Annotated in this window: 23 protein-coding genes; 8 read left to right on the top strand and 15 right to left on the bottom strand. The window is 34.9% G+C overall.

All coding sequences use genetic code 11. The features are described from left to right. Positions 1-81: 81 nt before the first annotated feature. The 13 genes from IR022_RS05150 to IR022_RS05090 all read right to left on the bottom strand — a co-directional run bounded on the left by IR022_RS05150 (position 82) and on the right by IR022_RS05090 (position 8415). Complete coding sequence (locus IR022_RS05150) at positions 82-1047, bottom strand: ROK family protein (protein ID WP_050709629.1); 966 nt, start codon at positions 1045-1047, stop codon at positions 82-84. Between the two features lie 123 nt (positions 1048-1170). Next, on the bottom strand, positions 1171-2271 hold the full coding sequence (gene meaB, locus IR022_RS05145) for a methylmalonyl Co-A mutase-associated GTPase MeaB (RefSeq protein ID WP_050709628.1): 1101 nt from the start codon (positions 2269-2271) through the stop codon (positions 1171-1173). Positions 2272-2388: 117 nt separating this feature from the next. Continuing rightward, positions 2389-2787 carry a DUF1573 domain-containing protein gene (locus IR022_RS05140; protein ID WP_050709627.1) on the bottom strand — a complete coding sequence of 133 codons (399 nt, stop codon included), beginning with the start codon at positions 2785-2787 and terminating at the stop codon, positions 2389-2391. Between the two features lie 67 nt (positions 2788-2854). Further along, on the bottom strand, positions 2855-3397 hold the full coding sequence (locus IR022_RS05135; RefSeq protein ID WP_194202877.1) for a GNAT family N-acetyltransferase: 543 nt from the start codon (positions 3395-3397) through the stop codon (positions 2855-2857). Between the two features lie 72 nt (positions 3398-3469). Next, positions 3470-4159 carry a cell division ATP-binding protein FtsE gene (locus tag IR022_RS05130; RefSeq protein ID WP_194202876.1) on the bottom strand — a complete coding sequence of 230 codons (690 nt, stop codon included), beginning with the start codon at positions 4157-4159 and terminating at the stop codon, positions 3470-3472. A 6-nt stretch (positions 4160-4165) separates the two neighbouring features. Continuing rightward, entirely contained in the window at positions 4166-4762 is a 597-nt protein-coding gene (hisIE, locus tag IR022_RS05125; protein WP_194202875.1) for a bifunctional phosphoribosyl-AMP cyclohydrolase/phosphoribosyl-ATP diphosphatase HisIE, read from the bottom strand. A 7-nt stretch (positions 4763-4769) separates the two neighbouring features. Then, the gene (gene hisF / locus IR022_RS05120; RefSeq protein WP_194202874.1) at positions 4770-5522 is read right to left on the bottom strand and encodes an imidazole glycerol phosphate synthase subunit HisF; all 753 of its coding nucleotides are present in this window, start codon (positions 5520-5522) and stop codon (positions 4770-4772) included. Between the two features lie 17 nt (positions 5523-5539). Then, on the bottom strand, positions 5540-6265 hold the full coding sequence (gene hisA, locus IR022_RS05115) for a 1-(5-phosphoribosyl)-5-[(5-phosphoribosylamino)methylideneamino]imidazole-4-carboxamide isomerase (RefSeq protein ID WP_050709622.1): 726 nt from the start codon (positions 6263-6265) through the stop codon (positions 5540-5542). Next, complete coding sequence (hisH, locus tag IR022_RS05110) at positions 6262-6852, bottom strand: imidazole glycerol phosphate synthase subunit HisH (RefSeq protein ID WP_194202873.1); 591 nt, start codon at positions 6850-6852, stop codon at positions 6262-6264. Before hisH ends, hisA begins: the two co-directional genes overlap by 4 nt. Positions 6853-6858: 6 nt before the next feature. Beyond that, a complete protein-coding gene (locus IR022_RS05105) occupies positions 6859-7176 on the bottom strand; it encodes a DMT family transporter (protein WP_199327751.1) in 318 nt (105 codons plus the stop codon). 96 nt (positions 7177-7272) lie between these two features. After that, a complete protein-coding gene (locus IR022_RS05100; protein WP_194202872.1) occupies positions 7273-7608 on the bottom strand; it encodes a DMT family transporter in 336 nt (111 codons plus the stop codon). A 1-nt stretch (position 7609) separates the two neighbouring features. Beyond that, positions 7610-8134 carry a TlpA family protein disulfide reductase gene (locus IR022_RS05095; RefSeq protein ID WP_194202871.1) on the bottom strand — a complete coding sequence of 175 codons (525 nt, stop codon included), beginning with the start codon at positions 8132-8134 and terminating at the stop codon, positions 7610-7612. Further along, the gene (locus IR022_RS05090; protein ID WP_242047153.1) at positions 8131-8415 is read right to left on the bottom strand and encodes a VanZ family protein; all 285 of its coding nucleotides are present in this window, start codon (positions 8413-8415) and stop codon (positions 8131-8133) included. Before IR022_RS05090 ends, IR022_RS05095 begins: the two co-directional genes overlap by 4 nt. A gap of 388 nt (positions 8416-8803) precedes the next feature. Between IR022_RS05090 and IR022_RS05085 the strand changes: the two genes are divergently transcribed. Further along, on the top strand, positions 8804-10207 hold the full coding sequence (locus tag IR022_RS05085) for a DHA2 family efflux MFS transporter permease subunit (RefSeq protein ID WP_199330267.1): 1404 nt from the start codon (positions 8804-8806) through the stop codon (positions 10205-10207). 77 nt (positions 10208-10284) lie between these two features. On the opposite strand, the gene IR022_RS05080 is transcribed toward IR022_RS05085, so the two are convergent. Continuing rightward, on the bottom strand, positions 10285-11052 hold the full coding sequence (locus tag IR022_RS05080; RefSeq protein WP_194202869.1) for a hypothetical protein: 768 nt from the start codon (positions 11050-11052) through the stop codon (positions 10285-10287). Positions 11053-11404: 352 nt separating this feature from the next. On the opposite strand from IR022_RS05080, the gene feoB reads away from it, so the two are divergent. The 5 genes from feoB (at position 11405) to IR022_RS05055 (ending at position 15492) form a co-directional block, all read left to right on the top strand. Next, complete coding sequence (gene feoB / locus IR022_RS05075) at positions 11405-13885, top strand: ferrous iron transport protein B (RefSeq protein ID WP_194202868.1); 2481 nt, start codon at positions 11405-11407, stop codon at positions 13883-13885. Between the two features lie 76 nt (positions 13886-13961). Then, positions 13962-14114 (top strand): FeoB-associated Cys-rich membrane protein, encoded by a 153-nt coding sequence (locus IR022_RS05070; RefSeq protein ID WP_157258381.1) that lies wholly within the window; start codon positions 13962-13964, stop codon positions 14112-14114. A gap of 88 nt (positions 14115-14202) precedes the next feature. Next, positions 14203-14391, top strand: coding sequence for a hypothetical protein (locus tag IR022_RS05065; protein ID WP_146212723.1), 189 nt, complete (start codon positions 14203-14205; stop codon positions 14389-14391). Between the two features lie 75 nt (positions 14392-14466). Next, a complete protein-coding gene (locus IR022_RS05060; protein WP_050711443.1) occupies positions 14467-14910 on the top strand; it encodes a GNAT family N-acetyltransferase in 444 nt (147 codons plus the stop codon). A gap of 12 nt (positions 14911-14922) precedes the next feature. Further along, positions 14923-15492: a DUF1697 domain-containing protein gene (locus tag IR022_RS05055; RefSeq protein WP_194202867.1), complete on the top strand. Its 570-nt coding sequence runs from the start codon at positions 14923-14925 to the stop codon at positions 15490-15492. A gap of 28 nt (positions 15493-15520) precedes the next feature. Here IR022_RS05055 and IR022_RS05050 read toward each other — a convergent pair whose 3' ends face one another. Next, entirely contained in the window at positions 15521-16585 is a 1065-nt protein-coding gene (locus IR022_RS05050; RefSeq protein ID WP_194202866.1) for a glycosyltransferase family 9 protein, read from the bottom strand. A 264-nt stretch (positions 16586-16849) separates the two neighbouring features. On the opposite strand from IR022_RS05050, the gene IR022_RS05045 reads away from it, so the two are divergent. After that, positions 16850-18022 carry a DUF418 domain-containing protein gene (locus IR022_RS05045; protein WP_050711440.1) on the top strand — a complete coding sequence of 391 codons (1173 nt, stop codon included), beginning with the start codon at positions 16850-16852 and terminating at the stop codon, positions 18020-18022. A gap of 181 nt (positions 18023-18203) precedes the next feature. Next, positions 18204-19145 carry a type I pantothenate kinase gene (coaA, locus tag IR022_RS05040; RefSeq protein ID WP_050711439.1) on the top strand — a complete coding sequence of 314 codons (942 nt, stop codon included), beginning with the start codon at positions 18204-18206 and terminating at the stop codon, positions 19143-19145. Positions 19146-19165 lie beyond the last annotated feature (20 nt).

The following is a 19165-nucleotide window of genomic DNA, read 5'->3' as shown; positions in this document are numbered from 1 at the left end:
TCGTTTATAAATAGAATGCTCTTATAGCAAAATGTTACTATAAGAGCCTATTTTATATGAAGTTTAAAACTAAAAGAAAGATTAAATTTCTTTCACTTCCCAGCCTAATGCACTAGCACCTAGTACAGCTGCGTCACTTTCTTTAAGTTCAGACATCAATAATTTTACTTTGTTCTTGAAGATAGGTAGTAAGTTATCTTCCATGTGTTTCTTAACAGGGTCAAAAATAAGACTTCCTGCTTTGGTCAGACCACCAAATAAGATTATAGCTTCGGGGCTAGAGAATGCAATGAAATCAGCAAAAGCTTCACCTAAAAGCTGTCCTGTATATTCAAATATTTCTTTCGCTAAAGCATCACCTTGTTGTGCAGCTTCTGCTACATCTTTAGAAGTTATTTCATCAATATTTATATTGCGAAGTAAGCTTGGATCTTGGCGTGTTGATACAAATTCTTTAGCTGTACGAGCTACACCTGTTGCAGATGTATATGTTTCAAGACAACCTTTTCTGCCACAACCACACATACGTCCGTTAGTACGGCGAATAGTTGTATGACCAAGTTCTCCGGCAAAACCATCGTGACCGTAAACTAATTGTCCGTTAACAACAATACCACTACCAACTCCTGTACCTAATGTAATCACAATGAAATCTTTCATTCCACGTGCAGCACCGTAAGTCATTTCGCCAATAGCAGCAGCATTAGCATCGTTTGTCAAAGCAACGGGTACTTTAATACGATCTGTTAGCATTTGTGCCAATGGAATCATTCCTTTCCAAGGTAAATTAGGAGCAAATTCGATACAACCAGTAAAGAAATTACCGTTCGGAGCTCCTACACCTACACCTTTGATGTTGGCAGATCCACCGACTTGATCCATCACTTCTTGTAAAGCGACAGCTAAATTGTTAACATATTCGTTGATTTCTTTGTGGACTGCTGTCTTGATAGAACCTTGAGCTATAATATGACCTCTTTTGTCTACAACGCCAAAGACAGTGTTAGTACCACCGATATCAATACCAATTGCATATGGTTTTTCCATGATAAAACTTAATATATTTAATTCAACAATGACTAGTTTTTTCTTAAAAGCATACAAATATAAATTATTATTCCTTATAAATAACCATTTGATATTGTAGAAATACGCATCTTTTAATGTTGCTTATTCATTAAAATATAAACTTAACACCTTTTTTGCTGCTGCAAACGAACTTATTTGTGAACTGAGAACTTGTTGTTCGCACACTTTCAATTCAGATTGCACCTTTGAATTATTGTAAAATCTGGATTTCAGTTGCTCGTTAATTGTTTCATACATCCAAAATTTAGATTGCTCATTACGACGATGTGCAAAATATCCATTTTTGGTGGTGAATGCCATATAATCGGCAATCATATCCCAAATTTCTTTGATTCCATATTCGTAATAGCCTGAATATAATAAAACTTTGGGCTCCCATCCCGATTCGGGTGTAGGGAATAAATGTAGAGCGTTTTTGAAGTGTGCCTGAGCCAATTTAGCCTTGTCTATATTATCACCATCTGCTTTGTTGATGATAATGCCGTCAGCCATCTCCATAATACCTCTTTTGATTCCTTGTAGTTCGTCACCTGTTCCTGCAAGTTGTATCAACAAGAAGAAATCGACCATAGAATGTACCGCCGTTTCAGACTGTCCAACTCCTACAGTTTCTATTATTATGCGATTAAAGCCGGCTGCTTCGCAAAGTATTATTATTTCTCGTGTTTTACGTGCAACTCCACCCAAAGAGCCTGCCGATGGTGAAGGACGAATAAAAGCATTGTTGGCAACACTTAAGCGTTCCATACGGGTCTTGTCTCCAAGAATACTCCCTTTGCTTAATTCGCTAGATGGATCAATAGCCAATACGGCTAGTTTAACATCTGTATCTTTTAATAAATGCATACCAAAAGCATCAATAGACGTACTTTTTCCTGCTCCCGGTACTCCTGTTAGACCAATTCTTACAGAATTACCTGAATAAGGTAAGCACTTTTCAATGATTTCTTGAGCAATTATTTGGTGTTCCAATTTAGAACTCTCGACAAGAGTTACTGCCTGACTAAGTATTGATATATTACCTTTAAGAATGCCATCTACATATTCATCTACTGAGTATGTTTTCTTTTTGAAACGACTAAAATCTTTGAGGTAAGGATTTACTGTAGGTTTGTCTGATGTTCCTTCATTCACTTGCAATGTGTGAAAATGCTCGTCATTTTCGGGATGTTCATGTTCCATCATACTTCATTTTTTATCTTTATATACGTAAAGATATAACAAAAAAGAAAGACTAAATAAGATTCAGTTGTAAAACATACTCTTATTTAGTCTTTCTTTTAATTTATCAGTCACAAATTATTTGCGAGGCAATACTTCTCCTTTAATAGTCAAAGTATATACATTGTCTGGCTCATTTGTGAAAATAGTTATTTTCTTATCGAAACTTCCAATTCTACCGATTGTAGAATAAGAAATTTTGATTGTTCCTGTTTTTCCAGGTAATACAGGATCTTTGGTATAAGAAGGTGTAGTACATCCACAACTTGTTCTTATATCTTGAATGATTAGAGGTTTCTTTCCCGTATTCGTGAATTGAAACTCACAGCTAACAGAGCCAACCTCTTCTGCAACTTTGCCAAAATCGTGAACTAATGTTCCAAATTTAGCATCGCCAGTTTGTTGTTTATTTTGCTGAGCCGATATCAAACCGATGCTCAAAATCATTGTCAATAGAATAAAACTAATTTTTTTCATTGTCTCTAACTTTATGTTAATGCGTCAAAGTTATAAATAATACAGTAATCTAATACAAATTTAACAATCATTTATATCTCTTTTTATAAACTTCGGAATATATAGTGTCCCGTATTGTTTCGAAATTAGCAGGAAAACCAACCTCACGATATGTAATGATATGCATGGGTACTGCATCGTATTCTTCTTCGAAAGGAGGTTGTTCGTAAGGTAAATCCCAAATTTTAAAACCTTGTTTCTCGTAGAATTTAGCCCGTCTGCTTGCCATATCCGAAGCTCCTGTCAATTCTATTTCGCCCACTAAAGGTAAGTCGGTTTGCTGAATAAGTTTTTCTACGGCTTTTTTTCCATATCCGCCACTTCTTTGTTCTGAACTAATCGCAAAATGATCTAAGAATATAAACGTATCAAGCATCCAATATGTTACAAAACCGATTCGAGTGTTGTCTTCTGTTTCCAATAGATACATATTGAATCGTTCTTCTATTTCCAATAGTTGATGCATTTGCAATATAGGTCGTCTCTCGTAACGAGGAAAACTTTCAATATATAGTTTCTCTATAAATTCTAAATCCGATTTATTATCAAGAGTTACTTTTTTTAATATCATTTTCTATTCTTATTTATATTTATGCGAATAAAGAACTAGCTATAATCGTTGCTCTTTTTATAGAGTGTGACTTTAAGAGTGTGATGAGAGCATAACTTCTTTCATAGATCCGTCATCACATTTTATGATTCGTCCATGAAATTTCTGAACGATTGCATAATTGTGAGTCGACATTATAACAGTTGTTCCTTTTTCTGAAATTTCATGTAATAATTTCACAATCTGCGTTCCAGTTTCAGGGTCTAAGTTTCCGGTAGGTTCATCTGCAAGTATTAATGCAGGAGAATTAAGCAGTGCACGTGCTATAACGATACGTTGTTGTTCTCCCCCTGATAATTCATGAGGCATTTTGTATCCTTTATTTTGCATACCCACTTGAGTTAGCACTTCGCGAATCCGATTATCTATGGCATCTTGGCTATCCCATCCGGTTGCTTTGAGAACGAACTCTAAATTCTTTTCAGCAGATCTATCTATTAATAATTGAAAGTCTTGGAATACTATACCAATTTTTCGTCTTAAAAAAGGAATTTGATTTCTTTTAATATCATTCAGACAATAATCCAAAATATAGGCGGTTCCACCATCATCTATCAGAACTTCGCAATAAAGACTTTTGAGAAAAGTACTTTTTCCTGATCCTACTTTACCGATCAGATATACGAAATCTCCTTCTGATATTTGCAGATTTAAGTCTTGCAGTATTGAATTACCATCTCTACTAAGACCTACTCCTTTGTAATCTACAATGATTTCACCCATGGCTATTTATTTTTTATGTCTTTTTTGTAATTCCCGAGATAAATCCTCAATGCTCAAACCTTTTGATGTAAGCAATACTATTAAGTGATAGAGCATATCCGCAGATTCATAAATCAACCTGTCATCAGTACCGTTGCAAGCTTCAATTACCGATTCTATTGCTTCTTCTCCTACTTTTTGAGCCATTCTGTTAACTCCTGACTGAAAAAGAGAGGTAGTATAAGAGCCCTCGGGCATTTCTTGATGACGTTTCTCTATAAATTGTTGGAGATGTTTGAAGAACATTACTTCTTCGCGATTTACTTCTTTAAAACAAGTATCATCGCCCGTGTGACAAACAGGTCCTACGGGATTTACTTTGATTAGTAGAGTATCTTGGTCGCAATCTTCCTGAATGCTTATCACATTCAAATAGTTACCACTTTCTTCACCCTTTGTCCAAAGACGTTGTTTAGTACGGCTGTAAAAAGTAACCTTACCAAGTTCATTGGTTTTATCCAAAGCCTCTTGGTTCATATAGCCTAGCATTAAGACCTTATTAGTCTCATTATCTTGTATGATGGCTGGTATTAATCCGCCAACTTTGTCAAAATCCAAGTTCATAGTATGTTTATCTTACGTTTATACCCTCACTACGAAGATAATATTTTAAATCTTTAATCGCAATCTCTCCAAAATGAAAAACGCTGGCTGCCAATGCTGCATCTGCTTTTCCTTCTTTAAAAACATCCGAAAAATGTTGCAAATTACCAGCTCCACCAGAGGCTATAATAGGGATATTGAGTGATTCGGATAAACGGCATAAAGCTTCGTTTGCATATCCCTGCTTTACGCCATCGTGATTCATACTGGTAAATAGAATCTCTCCGGCTCCTCTATTTTCTACTTCTTTTGCCCAAGAGAATAGTTCTTTATCTGTCAAATTACGCCCCCCACTAGTATAGCACATCCATTTCTCGCCATCAAAACGAGCATCAATAGCACATACACAAACTTGTGAACCGAAATTTTTAGAGATTTCGTCTATTATCATTGGGTTACGAAGGGCTGTTGAGTTGACCGAAACTTTATCCGCCCCAGCACTCAACAATCTATCTACATCCTTTAGTTCGTTTATACCTCCTCCAACAGTAAACGGTATACTGATGTTGAGAGCTATACGTTCTACTAATTCGGTAAAAGTTTTCCGTTCTTCATGAGAGGCTGTTATATCAAGAAAAACCAGTTCGTCTGCTCCTTCTTTGCTATATTTTATACCCAATTCAACAGGGTCTCCAGCATCTCGTAAGTTGACGAAATTTATTCCTTTTACTGTGGTTCCATCTTTAATATCCAAACATGGTATTATTCTTTTCGCCAGCATAGTTTCAGAACTGTTATTTATGAATTTTGAATCTCAGCAAGCTCTTTAAGAGTCACCTTGTTTTCATAAATAGCTTTACCCATAATTACAGCGGGTATACCTGCTGCATCTAAATCCAGAATATCCTGTTTACATGATACACCACCGCTGGCAATCAAATATACATCAGGTACCTGATTCATGATTAATTTATATAGGTCTATAGCTGGTCCACCTAGCATTCCGTCTTTAGTAATATCTGTACAAACCACTTTTTGTACACCATATTGCATATAGTTACGTATGTAAGGAACTACGTCTAAGCTTGTTGCTTCTTGCCAACCTGAAACGGCTATATGTCGGTTTTTACTATCAGCACCTAATATGATTTTATCTCCACCATATTTTTTTATCCAACTAACAAAAAGTTGTCTGTTCTTTGCTGCTACACTACCTCCTGTAACCATTGCCGCACCGGATGCAAATGCAATATCTATATCTTGTTCGCTTTGAATACCACCACCAAAATCAATAATAAGTGAAGTATGGGTTGCTATATTTTCCAATACTTTATTGTTGATTACATGTTTGGCCTTAGCTCCATCTAGATCAACTAAATGTAGGCGATGAATACCTGCATCTTCAAACATTTTAGCTACCTCCAGAGGATTCTCATTATATATGGTTTTCGCACCATAATCTCCTTGAGAGAGACGTACGCATTTTCCATCGATAATGTCTATAGCCGGAATTATTTCTATCATAACTTTAAGAAATTGGTTAGTATATGTTCGCCCACGCTACCACTCTTTTCTGGGTGGAATTGTGTAGCATAAAAATTCTGAGTATGAAGTGCTGCACTAAATGGCAATATGTAGTCAGTAGTGGCAGCAGTATTAGAGTTGATCGGTACATAATAACTATGAACAAAGTAAACGTACTGATTTTCTAATGTAGTATCGAATAGTGGATTTTTTACATCTGTAATGGTATTCCAGCCCATATGAGGAATTTTATCCTCATGCTTTTGGGGTATAAAACGTTTTACATTGACATCAAAAATATCCAAGCAATCGGCATTTCCTTCTTCGGAATGTTTGCACATCAACTGCATTCCAAGGCAAATACCTAATACCGGTTGTTTCAGGTCTTTAATGAGAGAGTCTAATCCATTCTCTCTAAGATATTTCATGGTTGTACTAGCTTCTCCTACTCCCGGAAATATAACCTTGTCGGCTTTCCGTATCAGCTCCTTGTCGTCTGTTACGATGGCATCTACTCCTAATCGCTTCATAGCTGAATCAACGGAAAATATATTGCCTGCATTGTATTTTATAATTACTATTCCCATTATGTATTAACTCGAAAGTTTTAGACCGGTAATTCCGATGATGATCATTAGGATAAAAATAATTTTCAAAAAGCTTTTTGACTCTTTAAAGAAGAACATGCCAATAAGTACACTTCCAACTGCTCCTATACCCGACCAAACAGCGTAACCTGTGCCAATAGGTATTGTTTTTAAAGCTAATGATAAAGAATAAAAACTGACAATCATAAATAAAACAGTCAATAAAGAATATTTGAGTTTCCGAAAACCATCGGATAACTTCATCATTGTCACAAAACCAATTTCGCATGCTCCTCCTATTAAGAGGAATATCCATGAAATCATAATTTTTACTTTTTTTAGGTCTTCAGACCTTTTATTGTTTTGGTTAATAACCAATCAAAGCTATTATAGTTTATATATAGCCTTATTTTATTGATATTACTTAGCCTCTGTCTTTTCGTCCTTAGCAAGTTTCAGCCCTATAATACCCAATATTAAAAGGGTTAATGAGAATATTTTAAGGAAGCTAGTTCCTTCATTCAAAAAAAGAATGCCTATTATAGCTGTACCAGCCGCTCCTATTCCTGTAAAAACAGCATAAGCTGTACCAATGGGAATAGCACGCATTGCACGGGCAAAAAGATAGAAACTTATAATCATAAAAAACAGAGTAATTAAACTCCATTTAACATCAGTAAAGCCATGTGCTGCTTTTAAACCATACGCCCAGACTATCTCTGATAGTCCGGCTAATATAAGATATAACCAAGCCATATTATTTTTTAGCTAAAAGATTATCAATAACTTTTACCATTTCCTTAAATTCCTCCGGATCGTAAAGGCGAGTTAGCATAACTATTCTACCATCTTTTCCTATAATTACATTACGTGTAATACCTGCATCTTTTTCGGCGTAGCGCTCAAAGATTCCGGCTTTAGGATCTAACCCTATCGGGTAAGTAACCCCTGTTTTCTTAGCAAAAGCAATTACTGTTGCAGCAGGTTCGTCTCTATCTATTCCGTATAATGCGAAATTAGGATTTCCTTTATGTTTTTGCCAGATTTCTGATTCTATAAATGGCATTTCTTTGCGACATACTCCACACCAGCTAGCTGTAAATTGAAGCATTACTACTTTACCTCGAAGAGCTGATAGTTTCATCATGGTACCATCGGGCATTGCCATTTCAAAATCTGGAGCAATATCCCCTACTTCCACAAGGTATTTACGATCGTCATTCTGAGCAAATATGTTCAGAGATACCAAAGTTACGATAAAAGTCAAAAATATGATCTTCATTGTATATGTTTTTTCTTTAAGTAATTTCTATACTGAAATGCTATTGGCAATGCTGTAAGAGAGCCTAGCATGTCGGCTAAAAAATCGAACCAATCGCCTGCTCGGGGAGGAAAGAAATAATGTTGTAAAATTTCGATAAATCCACCGTAGAGTATTGGTAGTAAAAATGCAGCTATTATTAGCTTTTGAGTATTTACGTGACCTCTTTTTCCGTGTATATAATTAATTGCAGTTGCTCCCGATAAACCCAGATACATACAAAAGTGAACTATTTTGTCCATAGGTATAAAAAAATCGAATGATACTTCGGGGATATCATTGGTAGGAATAAGGCAACACAAATATAGAATTACAAGCGAAATAAAAATCGGTACTATAGAATACCTAATTAGCGAATATGACATAATCTTTTACCTGTTTCGTATACAAAGGTGCTATAAATTATCGACATTTGCATACAATCTGTAACAGTTTTAATCTGAATTAATAGTAATTTTGTTATATAAAAAGTGTGTTTTAGACGTGTGCCCTATTTTTGAATTAGAAACTTTAGATAAAATGTAATTTAAGTCTTAGATCTATTTAAGATTTGGCAAGAATAAAAGCTGTACCCTTTTACAACTCGAAAGTATATCATTACATACTTTCATTTACTTATATGATATGTTGTTGGACGAAAATAAAGAGACATTGAATATCTCTCCCAAATTGCCTTGGTTAGCTGCTATGGCAATGTTTATGCAATCATTAGATGCTACAATATTAAATACAGCTTTACCTACTATAGCAAAAGATTTAAATCACTCCCCATTATCTATGCAAGCTGTTGTGGTTAGTTATGCTCTGACTCTTGCCTTGTTAATACCTGTTAGTGGATGGTTGTCTGATAAGTATGGTACAAAACGAATTTTTAGTATTGCTGTATTTTTATTCACTTTAGGATCATTGGCTTGTGCTTTGTCTACAAGTTATTCGCTTTTGGTGTATTCGCGTATATTACAGGCAATAGGTGGTTCTATGATGGTACCTGTATCGCGTTTGGCTTTGCTTTATGCTTATCCCAAAAGTAAACTATTGGGTGTTATGAATTTTGTAACTATGCCGGGATTAGTTGGTCCACTGATAGGACCTCTTCTTGGTGGATGGATTGTAGATATCTCGACATGGCATTGGATTTTCCTTATTAATATTCCAATAGGAGTTGTAGGATTGATATTTACTCAATATGTAATGCCTAATTTTACAAGGGGAGGCAAAAATTTTGATATTATCGGATTCTTTCTGTTTTCGGCAGCTCTTATTGCATTGTCCTTATTTCTCGAAATTGGCGAAGGCAGTTCTTTTGAATGGTGGGTAATTCCAAGTATATTATGCTTAGCTATTGCTTTTGGAGGATTATATATACTATACTCGAAAAGGGTAAACTATCCGATTATCAATTTGAATTTATTTTCGATACGAACATTGCGAATTGGATTGATGGGTAACTTATTTACCCGATTGGGAATTGGAAGTGTTCCCTTTTTACTTCCTCAAATGCTACAGATAGCTTTTCTGCACACATCTACTGAGTCGGGAATGATTATGATGGTTTCTGCTATTTCTACTATTATAGCAAAATCGCAAGTGGTTCGCTTGGTACACCGATTTGGATACAAAAAGATATTGATTACTAATACTATTATTCTTGGGTTTGTAATTTCGATGTTTGCATTACCAGACAAAGCTACCCCACTCTATTTATTGATACCTATATTAGTAATTTATGGAGCTGTAAATTCTATACAAATGACATCCATGAATACTATTTCATTAGCTGATCTAACACCTGAGGTTGCAAGTGGTGGAAATAGCCTTTTAGCAATTACACAGCAATTGTCTATGAGTTTTGGTGTTTCCGTGGGAGCCATGATTTTACGGACAACAGAATCAACAACTTGGTTAACTGGTGGAGATATTGAATCTTCTTTTAGATATACTTTTCTTATATTGGGAGTAATAACTTTACTAGCCTCCTTAATATTTAGTCAGTTGAAGCCTGGTGACGGAGAGCAAATGTCAGGGCATAAATAAGATATATATATTCAAAATACCTGTACTAAAAGGGGAAATAAACGTTTCCTCTTTTAGTACAGGTATTTATATTTAGCTTAAATGCTTTCTGATTCGTCTTCAGTATCTGTGTCGGAGTTTTTCCTTTTAAGCAACTCTTCTATTTGGTCATCTTCAATCTTTTTCACGTTGGTGAGAAGGAATTGATCGTCCACAAACTGCCCTAATTCATTACATTCTTTAATTGCATTTTCGATACAAATGTGCCCATCCTGATTCAATCCGCATAAAAGAAACATCTTTAGGTAGTTTGTTTTTATATCAATGCTTTCAACTTCTATATTATGAGTTGTAAATGCAAATTGTAGCTCTCTTAGGAGGGTTTCTTTTTGGAAATCATTGAAATCGGAACGATCCGAAGATGCTATAACCGAGAAGTAACGCAATTTTCCGTTTTTTCCTCCTAATCCAGTAGATACAAAAAATTGTTTTTCACCTGACAAATCGGCATCTAATAATATTTTACTTTCAGCCAAAGCCATTGCCGACCAATTGGCTAATTCGGGTTCTAAGGGACTGCTATGGTATGTTTCAATAGCCCTAAATGCTGCCACATCAACAATACCAGCTAATGCTGACAGATAGTAGCGTCTATCTTCCAGATCAATTTCGGGTGTGAAAAGCTTTGCTATTAAATAGTTGCGATCGAGACCCATATTATCTTTGGTTGATTGTACATATTTCGAGTATTCGAAGTATTTCATTTGCTCTTCTACGGGTACAATCTCGTTCAAAAGGTGCATGTTAGCTTTTAATTCACCTGATGAATCTCTCAACTGATTAAGCATTTTTTCAAATTCTTTCATAAACTAATTTCATTAGGTGATTTAGGTCTCAGACCTTTTTATATATAACTACTTGTATCAAAAACTATACCATCAATTAGCCATATTATTTATAACAAATATTCTGTGAAAAAAGATGTGTCGAAAATATCAATTTATAGAGAGTTTATATTTTTTAGTTACAAATAATACATAAATATAGCATATCAGATTTCAAAAACATAAAAAATGGGATAAAAAGGGAAGTATTCTAAAATTTAAAATAACCTATTAGTCCTTAAAAAGCCATCCTTATTTAAAATTATTATAAATAATAAAGAGGTATATCGGCAAAAATAAGCATCTTTGTATTCCCTAAAATTAATAAAAAAACATGTTTCTATCTGACCTCAAAACCGGAGAGATTGGTGTTATTGTAAAAGTAAATGGCAGTGGGGCTTTCCGTAAACGAATTCTTGAAATGGGATTCATAAAAGGAAAAGCTATAAAAGTCATACTTAATGCTCCTCTCAAAGATCCGATAAAGTATAAAATAATGGACTATGAGGTTTCGTTACGAAGAAGCGAAGCCAAATTGATCGAAGTAATATATCCTAAAGATAATAAAGAAAAAAAAGCTCTTGTTGAAGAGAATTACTCATTTGAGAATAATTATGATTGCGAAGAGTGTGTTCTGAAAAAAGCTCCTAATGGAACTAAACAGATAACCATCGCACTAGTTGGAAATCCGAATGCCGGTAAAACGTCATTGTTTAATATTGCATCAGGAGCGCACGAGCACGTTGGTAACTATGGTGGTGTGACTGTTGATTCTAAAGAAGGAAACTTCAAGCATAACGGGTATCAAATCAAAATTGTAGACTTGCCTGGTACATATTCTATATCGGCTTATACCCCCGAAGAATTATATGTGCGGAAATTCTTAATAGAAGAAAAGCCGGATGTTGTAATCAATGTTGTTGCAGCTTCTAATTTGGAACGAAATCTATATCTGACAACGGAATTAATCGATATGGAGGTTCCGATGGTCATAGATTTGAATATGTATGACGAGCTTCAGGAAAGTGGTAGTGAATTTGATCATATAAAACTTTCTAAGTTATTAGGTATTCCTATTGTTCCCACAGTTTGTCGCTCGGGAATGGGTATTCCAGCCTTGTTTGATGCAGTAATCAGAGTTTACGAAAACAAAGAACCAGTAGTGCGCCGTATTAAAATATATTACGGACATACTATCGAAAATGCAATTAGTAAAACTAATATCTTACTCGATAAGGAAAAAGGAATTGAACGTATATTCCCTACTCGTTACCTATCTATTAAGCTATTAGAGAAAGATGCGGAAGTTACCAAATATGTGAAGCATGCATATCAGTCGGCTGAAAACATACTGCAAGTAACTGCTGATGAAATTAAAGATATAGAAAGTACTCTTCAAGAAGATACCGAATCTGCAATAACTAATGCCCGCTATGGCTTTGTTGCCGGAGGATTAAAAGAAACATTCAAAGAGAAGCTGAAAGAATCGGATGCCACACGTGTGATTGATGCTATTGTAACCAATAAGTATCTGGGTTTCCCGTTATTCTTTATCTTCATGTGGATTATGTTTGAATGTACATTCCGTTTGGGTGATTATCCGATGGGGTGGATTGAATCTGCTGTGGAATGGATAGGTAATATAGTGCGTAATTACATGCCCGATGGTATACTTAAAGACCTTATAGTTGATGGTATTATTGGAGGTGTAGGTGGCGTAATTGTATTCCTTCCAAACATTGTGATCTTATATGCTTTCATTTCATTTATGGAAGATTCGGGTTATATGTCTCGTGCAGCATTTATAATGGATAAGGTAATGCATAAGATGGGATTGCATGGTAAGTCTTTTATTCCATTGATTATGGGGTTTGGCTGTAACGTTCCTGCAATACTGGCAACGCGTACTATCGAAAGTCGTAATAGCCGTATGATAACTATGCTTATCAACCCATTTATGTCATGTAGTGCCCGTTTACCAGTGTATCTGCTTTTTGTAGGGGTGTTTTTTAAAGCCAATGCAGGATTAGCTCTATTTAGTCTATATATAATAGGAATATTATTAGCTGTAATATCTGCCCGATTGTTTAAGCGTTTCTTATTTGCGGGTGAAGATGCTCCTTTTGTAATGGAATTACCTCCTTATCGTATGCCTACTCTTAAATCGGTATGCAGACATATGTGGGATAAATCGAGACAATACCTCAGAAAGATGGGGGGAGTTATTCTTATAGCTTCTATTCTTATCTGGTTTTTAGGATATTTCCCTCAGGATAGTATCGAAAACCAACAGATAGATACTCAGATCGAACAAATTGATGAAAGCTTCTCTAGTGGCTTGCTTACTGAGGAAGAAAGAAACGAACAAGTTAATGAGCAAGAAGCTTTAAGAACTACCGACCATACGGAATATTCATATATAGGACGTCTTGGGAAGTTCATCGAACCGGTGATGCGTCCTTTAGGTTTTGACTGGAGAATAAGTGTAAGCTTACTAACAGGAAGTGCAGCAAAAGAAGTTGTGGTGAGTACATTGGCAGTGTTATATACCGGAAATGCAGATGAAGATCAATCATCGCTGCAAGAACGTTTATTGAGTAGTACAAATCCTGATGGTACACCAACTTTTACGCCATTGGTTGTGATAAGTTTACTACTATTTGTATTGATTTATTTCCCTTGTGTGGCTACAATTGCTGCAATAAAAGAGGAAGCAGGATCTTGGAAATGGGGACTTTTCAGTGTAGTCTACACTACCCTACTGGCTTGGTTTGTTGCGTTTGCAGTATTCCAGATAGGAAGTTTATTTTTGTGAATAAATTGAACGTTATATAGTAGATGTCTGTTTATAAAAAAGAACCAATTGAATGTTGTAATAAAATTGAAAAATGATGATACAAGAGATAATTGTAACAATAATAGGATTAGCAGTTGCTGCAACTTTAGGATATAAAGTCTATTCTTTCTTCTTCCTAAAGGAGAAATCAGGAGGTGCCTGTGGATGTTCGAGTTGCCATTGCAATGTGGAGAAAAAATTTAAATAACTCCTGCAAAGCTTGTATATTTCGAGAATATTCTATATTTTTGAATTAGCAATTAAGATCAATTAGAAGGAGAGCCTTCTTTAAAATATTGAGTCGTACTGGTCGATTGGGAAACTCATCAATTACATACGAATTCCGAGACAAGCTTCTCTATTCTAATGGCGGGTCACATCCTTCGGGATTGCTTAGGCGCAGTGAATTACAAAGGGATGGAGGCACTCAAATCCTGTTTAACGGAGTTTCGTCTTTATCCATCGGTACGGCTCTCTCATACTAAAAGGTAGATCATCTATATGATCTGCCTTTTTTAGTTGAAAAATAACTGGTAGTTCCATTTAAACAAACACATTTTATGAATATTAGCATTAGAAAATCCACAGAAAAAGACATTCCCGTAATATTTAATATGATTAAAGAGTTTGCTACTTATTTAGGTAAAGCCGACAAAGTGAAAATAAGCATAGACGAACTAATAAAGGAAAAGGATAATTACCATTGTTATTTAGCCGAAAATGAAAAAGGCGATGCTATCGGGTACGCGTTCTATTTCTATACCTATCATACTTGGACTGGAAAGTCTATTTATCTGGATGATTTATATGTAAAAGAAAAGTACAGGAGATTGTCTGTCGGAACAATGCTAGCTTGTGCTTTAATTGATTTGGCAAGACAAACAAAATGCAAATCACTTCGATGGCAAGTATTGGAGTGGAATAAAGAAGCCATTTCGTTTTATAAGAAATTAGGAGCAACTGTTGGTGATGATAGTTTGAATTGTGCTTACGAAATTAAATAAAAAAGTAATATCATGAATATAGAGGATTCTTCGAAACAAACTTACATATCCATGTTACGGGGGATTAATGTTGGTGGGCATCGAAAAGTAAAGATGGATGATTTGAAAATCCTCTATGAAAATCTACAACTCGAAAACGTGATGACGTATATTCAGAGTGGTAATGTTGTTTTTCAATCTAATATACAAAGTTGTAAAGCACTAGCTGATCTAATTTCGAAGCAAATACATCAACAATTTCAATTGGATGTGCCCGTTATTGTCAAAAGTCTTGAGGAGTTTAATGATGTGTATGAAAACAATCCATTTGTGACACAGAATAAAGATACTGAAAAACTTTATATCATTTTTCTATCTGAGAATATAAATGAGCCTGTTATCGAAGAGATCAATAAGTATGCAGGGGATGATTTATTTATCATTTATAAATCAGCTATCTACTTATTTTGCACCAATGGATATGGCAAAACAAAATTGACAAATACTTTCTTTGAAAAGAAATTAAAAATTTTAGCTACCACTCGAGGATGGACAACAGTGTCTAAGCTCAGAGAGATAGCTAAAAGTTCGATGAATAAGTAATCAACAAAGTTTTCTAAGTTGTAATTACTTATTCTCCTTTTTTATCTGAAAGGATTTTATTAATTACTTGTATAAGGTCGTCCGTACTTGTTTTGTTAGTATTTATGGCTATACTGCCCTTGTTGTAAGGCTGGTATTTATCTATATCACTAATTGAAAATAATCCCACTGTTGGGGTATCAACAGAACTAGCTAAGTGCATAATACCGCTATCAGCACCTATAAAAACTTCGGTGTTTGTTATAACTGAGCCAATCTCACGGATATCCTTACTGTAATAAGAGGGTGCTTTAAATCCTATTTGAGAAACATTTTCAACGGGCAAAACTTCCAATATATTATAAGTTTCACCATATTCAGCCTTTAGTCTGTCGTATACAGGTTCCCACCACGATTCAGTATAGCATTTACTGCCTGTAGCAAAAGTATATATACAAATTGTCTTCTTTGTGTCACTAACAATATTATCTAAAACGTTTTTACCATTGGCTATTTCCGAAGGGCTTAATTTTAGATCTAAAGGAAAAACAGGCTTGTTGTTCTCTTTAATTCCAAATTGGGTTAGATATTTCCTCAAGTTATAAACTGGGAATTTAGCAATATGAATATAATCGGGGTATTTTGCTCGTAGTTCTTCGCTGTCCTCATTGAAAAATTTCACTTTTGAACGAGTAAGCTGAGTAGAAAGTCTTCCAGATGAGGAACTCATACTAACATTAATCACTAAGTCATAATGGTATTTTCTTAATGAGAACCAAACTTTACTGTATCCTATTAATTCTTTGAATGGTTTTCGAGGTAGCTTAATAGTACGATCAACATTGCTGTAGTTTTCAAACAAAATAGGTGCTAGAAATCCTCTAACAAACAGATCAATTTTGCATTCAGGAAATGTTTCGACGAGTTCTTGTACTAAAGGTGTTATTAATAATTGATTGCCTAATCGACTATTAGGTCTACAAATTAAAATTCTTTTTACCTGAAGAGGGTTATTTGAATAATCTTTCTTGCTAATGGTCGATTTACCAATATTACTGGCCAACCCTTGCATTATAACCCTTCTTGCTTGGTTTATTTTACTACTGAAACTCATTTCTATATTTTATTTATTGCTACATTCCTTGAGTAAAAACTCTGGCCGTAAAAATAGACTTTTTTTAGATATTCTTTCATTCTTTTATTACTTTATTTTAGAAGATTGGGTTGTAAAGGATCAGAAGTATATCGATTTAATAAATTAGTGAACATCTATTGTTAATTATTATAACAAAATCATTTTAGTTGAGGGCTATTAAATATAATATGATATTTTTGTACAAAGTGGAAAATTAAACCTTATTAATATTAAACTAATACTATGAGTGAGTCAAAACGTATTGATGTAGCCGATGTATTACGCGGTTTTGCTATTATGGGAATATTTCTTATTCATACCATTGAGCATTTCAATTTCTATTCGTTTCCTGAAGTCGAAAACGAATGGTTGAAGTTTACAGATAAAGCCATTTGGGATTCAGTTTTTTTTGTTTTTTCGGGTAAAGCATACGGAATATTTGCTTTATTATTTGGATTCAGTTTCTTCATTCAAGATAATAACCGAATGGAAAAAGGAGCAGATTTTAGACCTCGATTTGCTTGGAGGCTTGTTTTGTTGTTTCTCTGGGGAACTATTAATGCAATGTTCTTTACTGGCGAAATATTGGTTTTCTTCTCTATCATGGGGTTTGTATTGCTTTTTGTTTGTCGCTTGTCAAGTAAAGTTGTTTTTATAATTGCAACAATCTTAATGTTACAGCCTTTTGAATGGTATAAGCTTATTTCGGCATTGATGAATCCTGATTATGTAGCAGGTGAAAGTATGGTGGGCTATTATTTCGGAGAAGCATACAAAGTACAGATGAACGGAACGTTTTTAGAGACGGTGAAAATGAATCTTGGAGCGGGACAGATGGCTAACTTCTCGTATGCATGGGAGTATGGTCGTGTTTTTCAAACTGCATCCTTGTTTATGTTTGGTATGCTGGTGGGGCGTGCGGGTTTATTTTTGAATACAGAGGATAATCTAAGATTCTGGAAAAAAGCATTAATTATATCTATACTATGCTTTTTCCCTTTGAGTGGTTTAGTAAATCTGATTCCTCAGTTTATAGATAAAGGACCTGTACTTAGTTCTCTTAAAATAATACTTAACCCTCTGGCAAACCTTATGTTTATGGTTTTCATAGTTTCGTTGATTATTAATCTATATTATACCACTAAGTTTCATAAAATATTAGGCAAATTAGCCCCATATGGCATGATGAGCCTTACTGCATATATTACCCAATCGATAGTTGGCTCTTTCTTATTCTATAATTGGGGACTAGGGTTGCACGATAAGTTGTCTATAACTTTCTCATTCCTTTTGGGGATAGTCTTATTCTTATTACAATATAGCTTTGCCTGCTGGTGGATGAAACGTCATAAACATGGTCCTTTAGAATATATTTGGAGAAAGGCCACATGGATTGGTGCAAAGAACGATAAATAAGAATTGAGATCGGATTGTTTCTTTGGTAAGCTCAAAAGCAATAGTCTTTTATAATCAAAAAGCGCATCCTTAAATACTTTCACCTACTTAATATGAGTGTCGTGAATTAATTTTGTACTTTTGTGCAAAATTAATTCACGATGAATAATTGAACGATTATTCTCAAAACCTGAGACTATAAATGGATGTTTCTTCTCAGAGCCCCTATATGCTGTTTAGTCGTGACAAATGGGCTGCACTACGACAATCTGAGCCAATGACGCTTACGCAAGAAGAGTTGGGGAAATTAAAGGGTATAAATGAAGAACTTTCCATAGAAGAAGTTCAGGATATATATCTGCCTTTGACCCGATTGTTGAGCTATTATGTAAATGCAACCAAAACGCGCCAAGCTGCAACAATGGAGTTTTTGAACGAAAAAGCTCTTAAGATTCCTTTTATAATAGGTGTTGCAGGAAGTGTCTCAGTCGGGAAAAGTACTACTGCACGGGTTTTGCAGGCGTTGATGAGTAGATGGAAAGAAAACTCTAAGGTTGCCCTTATTACTACGGATGGCTTTCTTTATCCGAATGCAATTTTGGAAGAAAAGGGATTAATGCTAAAAAAGGGATTTCCTCAATCTTATGATATACATAAACTACTGGAGTTTGTAAGCGACATAAAATCGGGTAAAGAAGAGGTAAAAGCTCCTAAATATTCCCACCTTATTTATGATGTAGTACCCAATGAATATGAGATCATTAAACAGCCTGATATCTTAATAATAGAGGGTCTCAACGTTTTACAGAGTGGCATGGATTATCCTAAAAGTAAACCTCGTGTTTTCCTTTCTGACTATCTCAACTTTTCGATCTATGTAGATGCTGAAGAGGATATGCTTGAACACTGGTATATTTCGCGTTTCATGAAGTTTAGAAATGGGGCATTTACCGATCCGCAGTCTTATTTTTATAATTTTACTCAATTAGCAGAATCTAATGCCATTAATATGGCTAAAGGTATTTGGCGAGAAATAAACAGGAAAAACTTACGCAAGAACATACTCCCTACTCGCGAACGTGCCAGTCTGATCTTACATAAAAGCGAGGATCATAAGGTTGATTATGTTCGGTTGAGGAAATAAGATCTCCTACCCTATTAAAT

This window comes from Dysgonomonas sp. GY617 (genome assembly GCF_015233815.1).
Taxonomy (GTDB): domain Bacteria; phylum Bacteroidota; class Bacteroidia; order Bacteroidales; family Dysgonomonadaceae; genus Dysgonomonas_A.
This window is presented reverse-complemented; position numbering and strand designations above follow the sequence as displayed.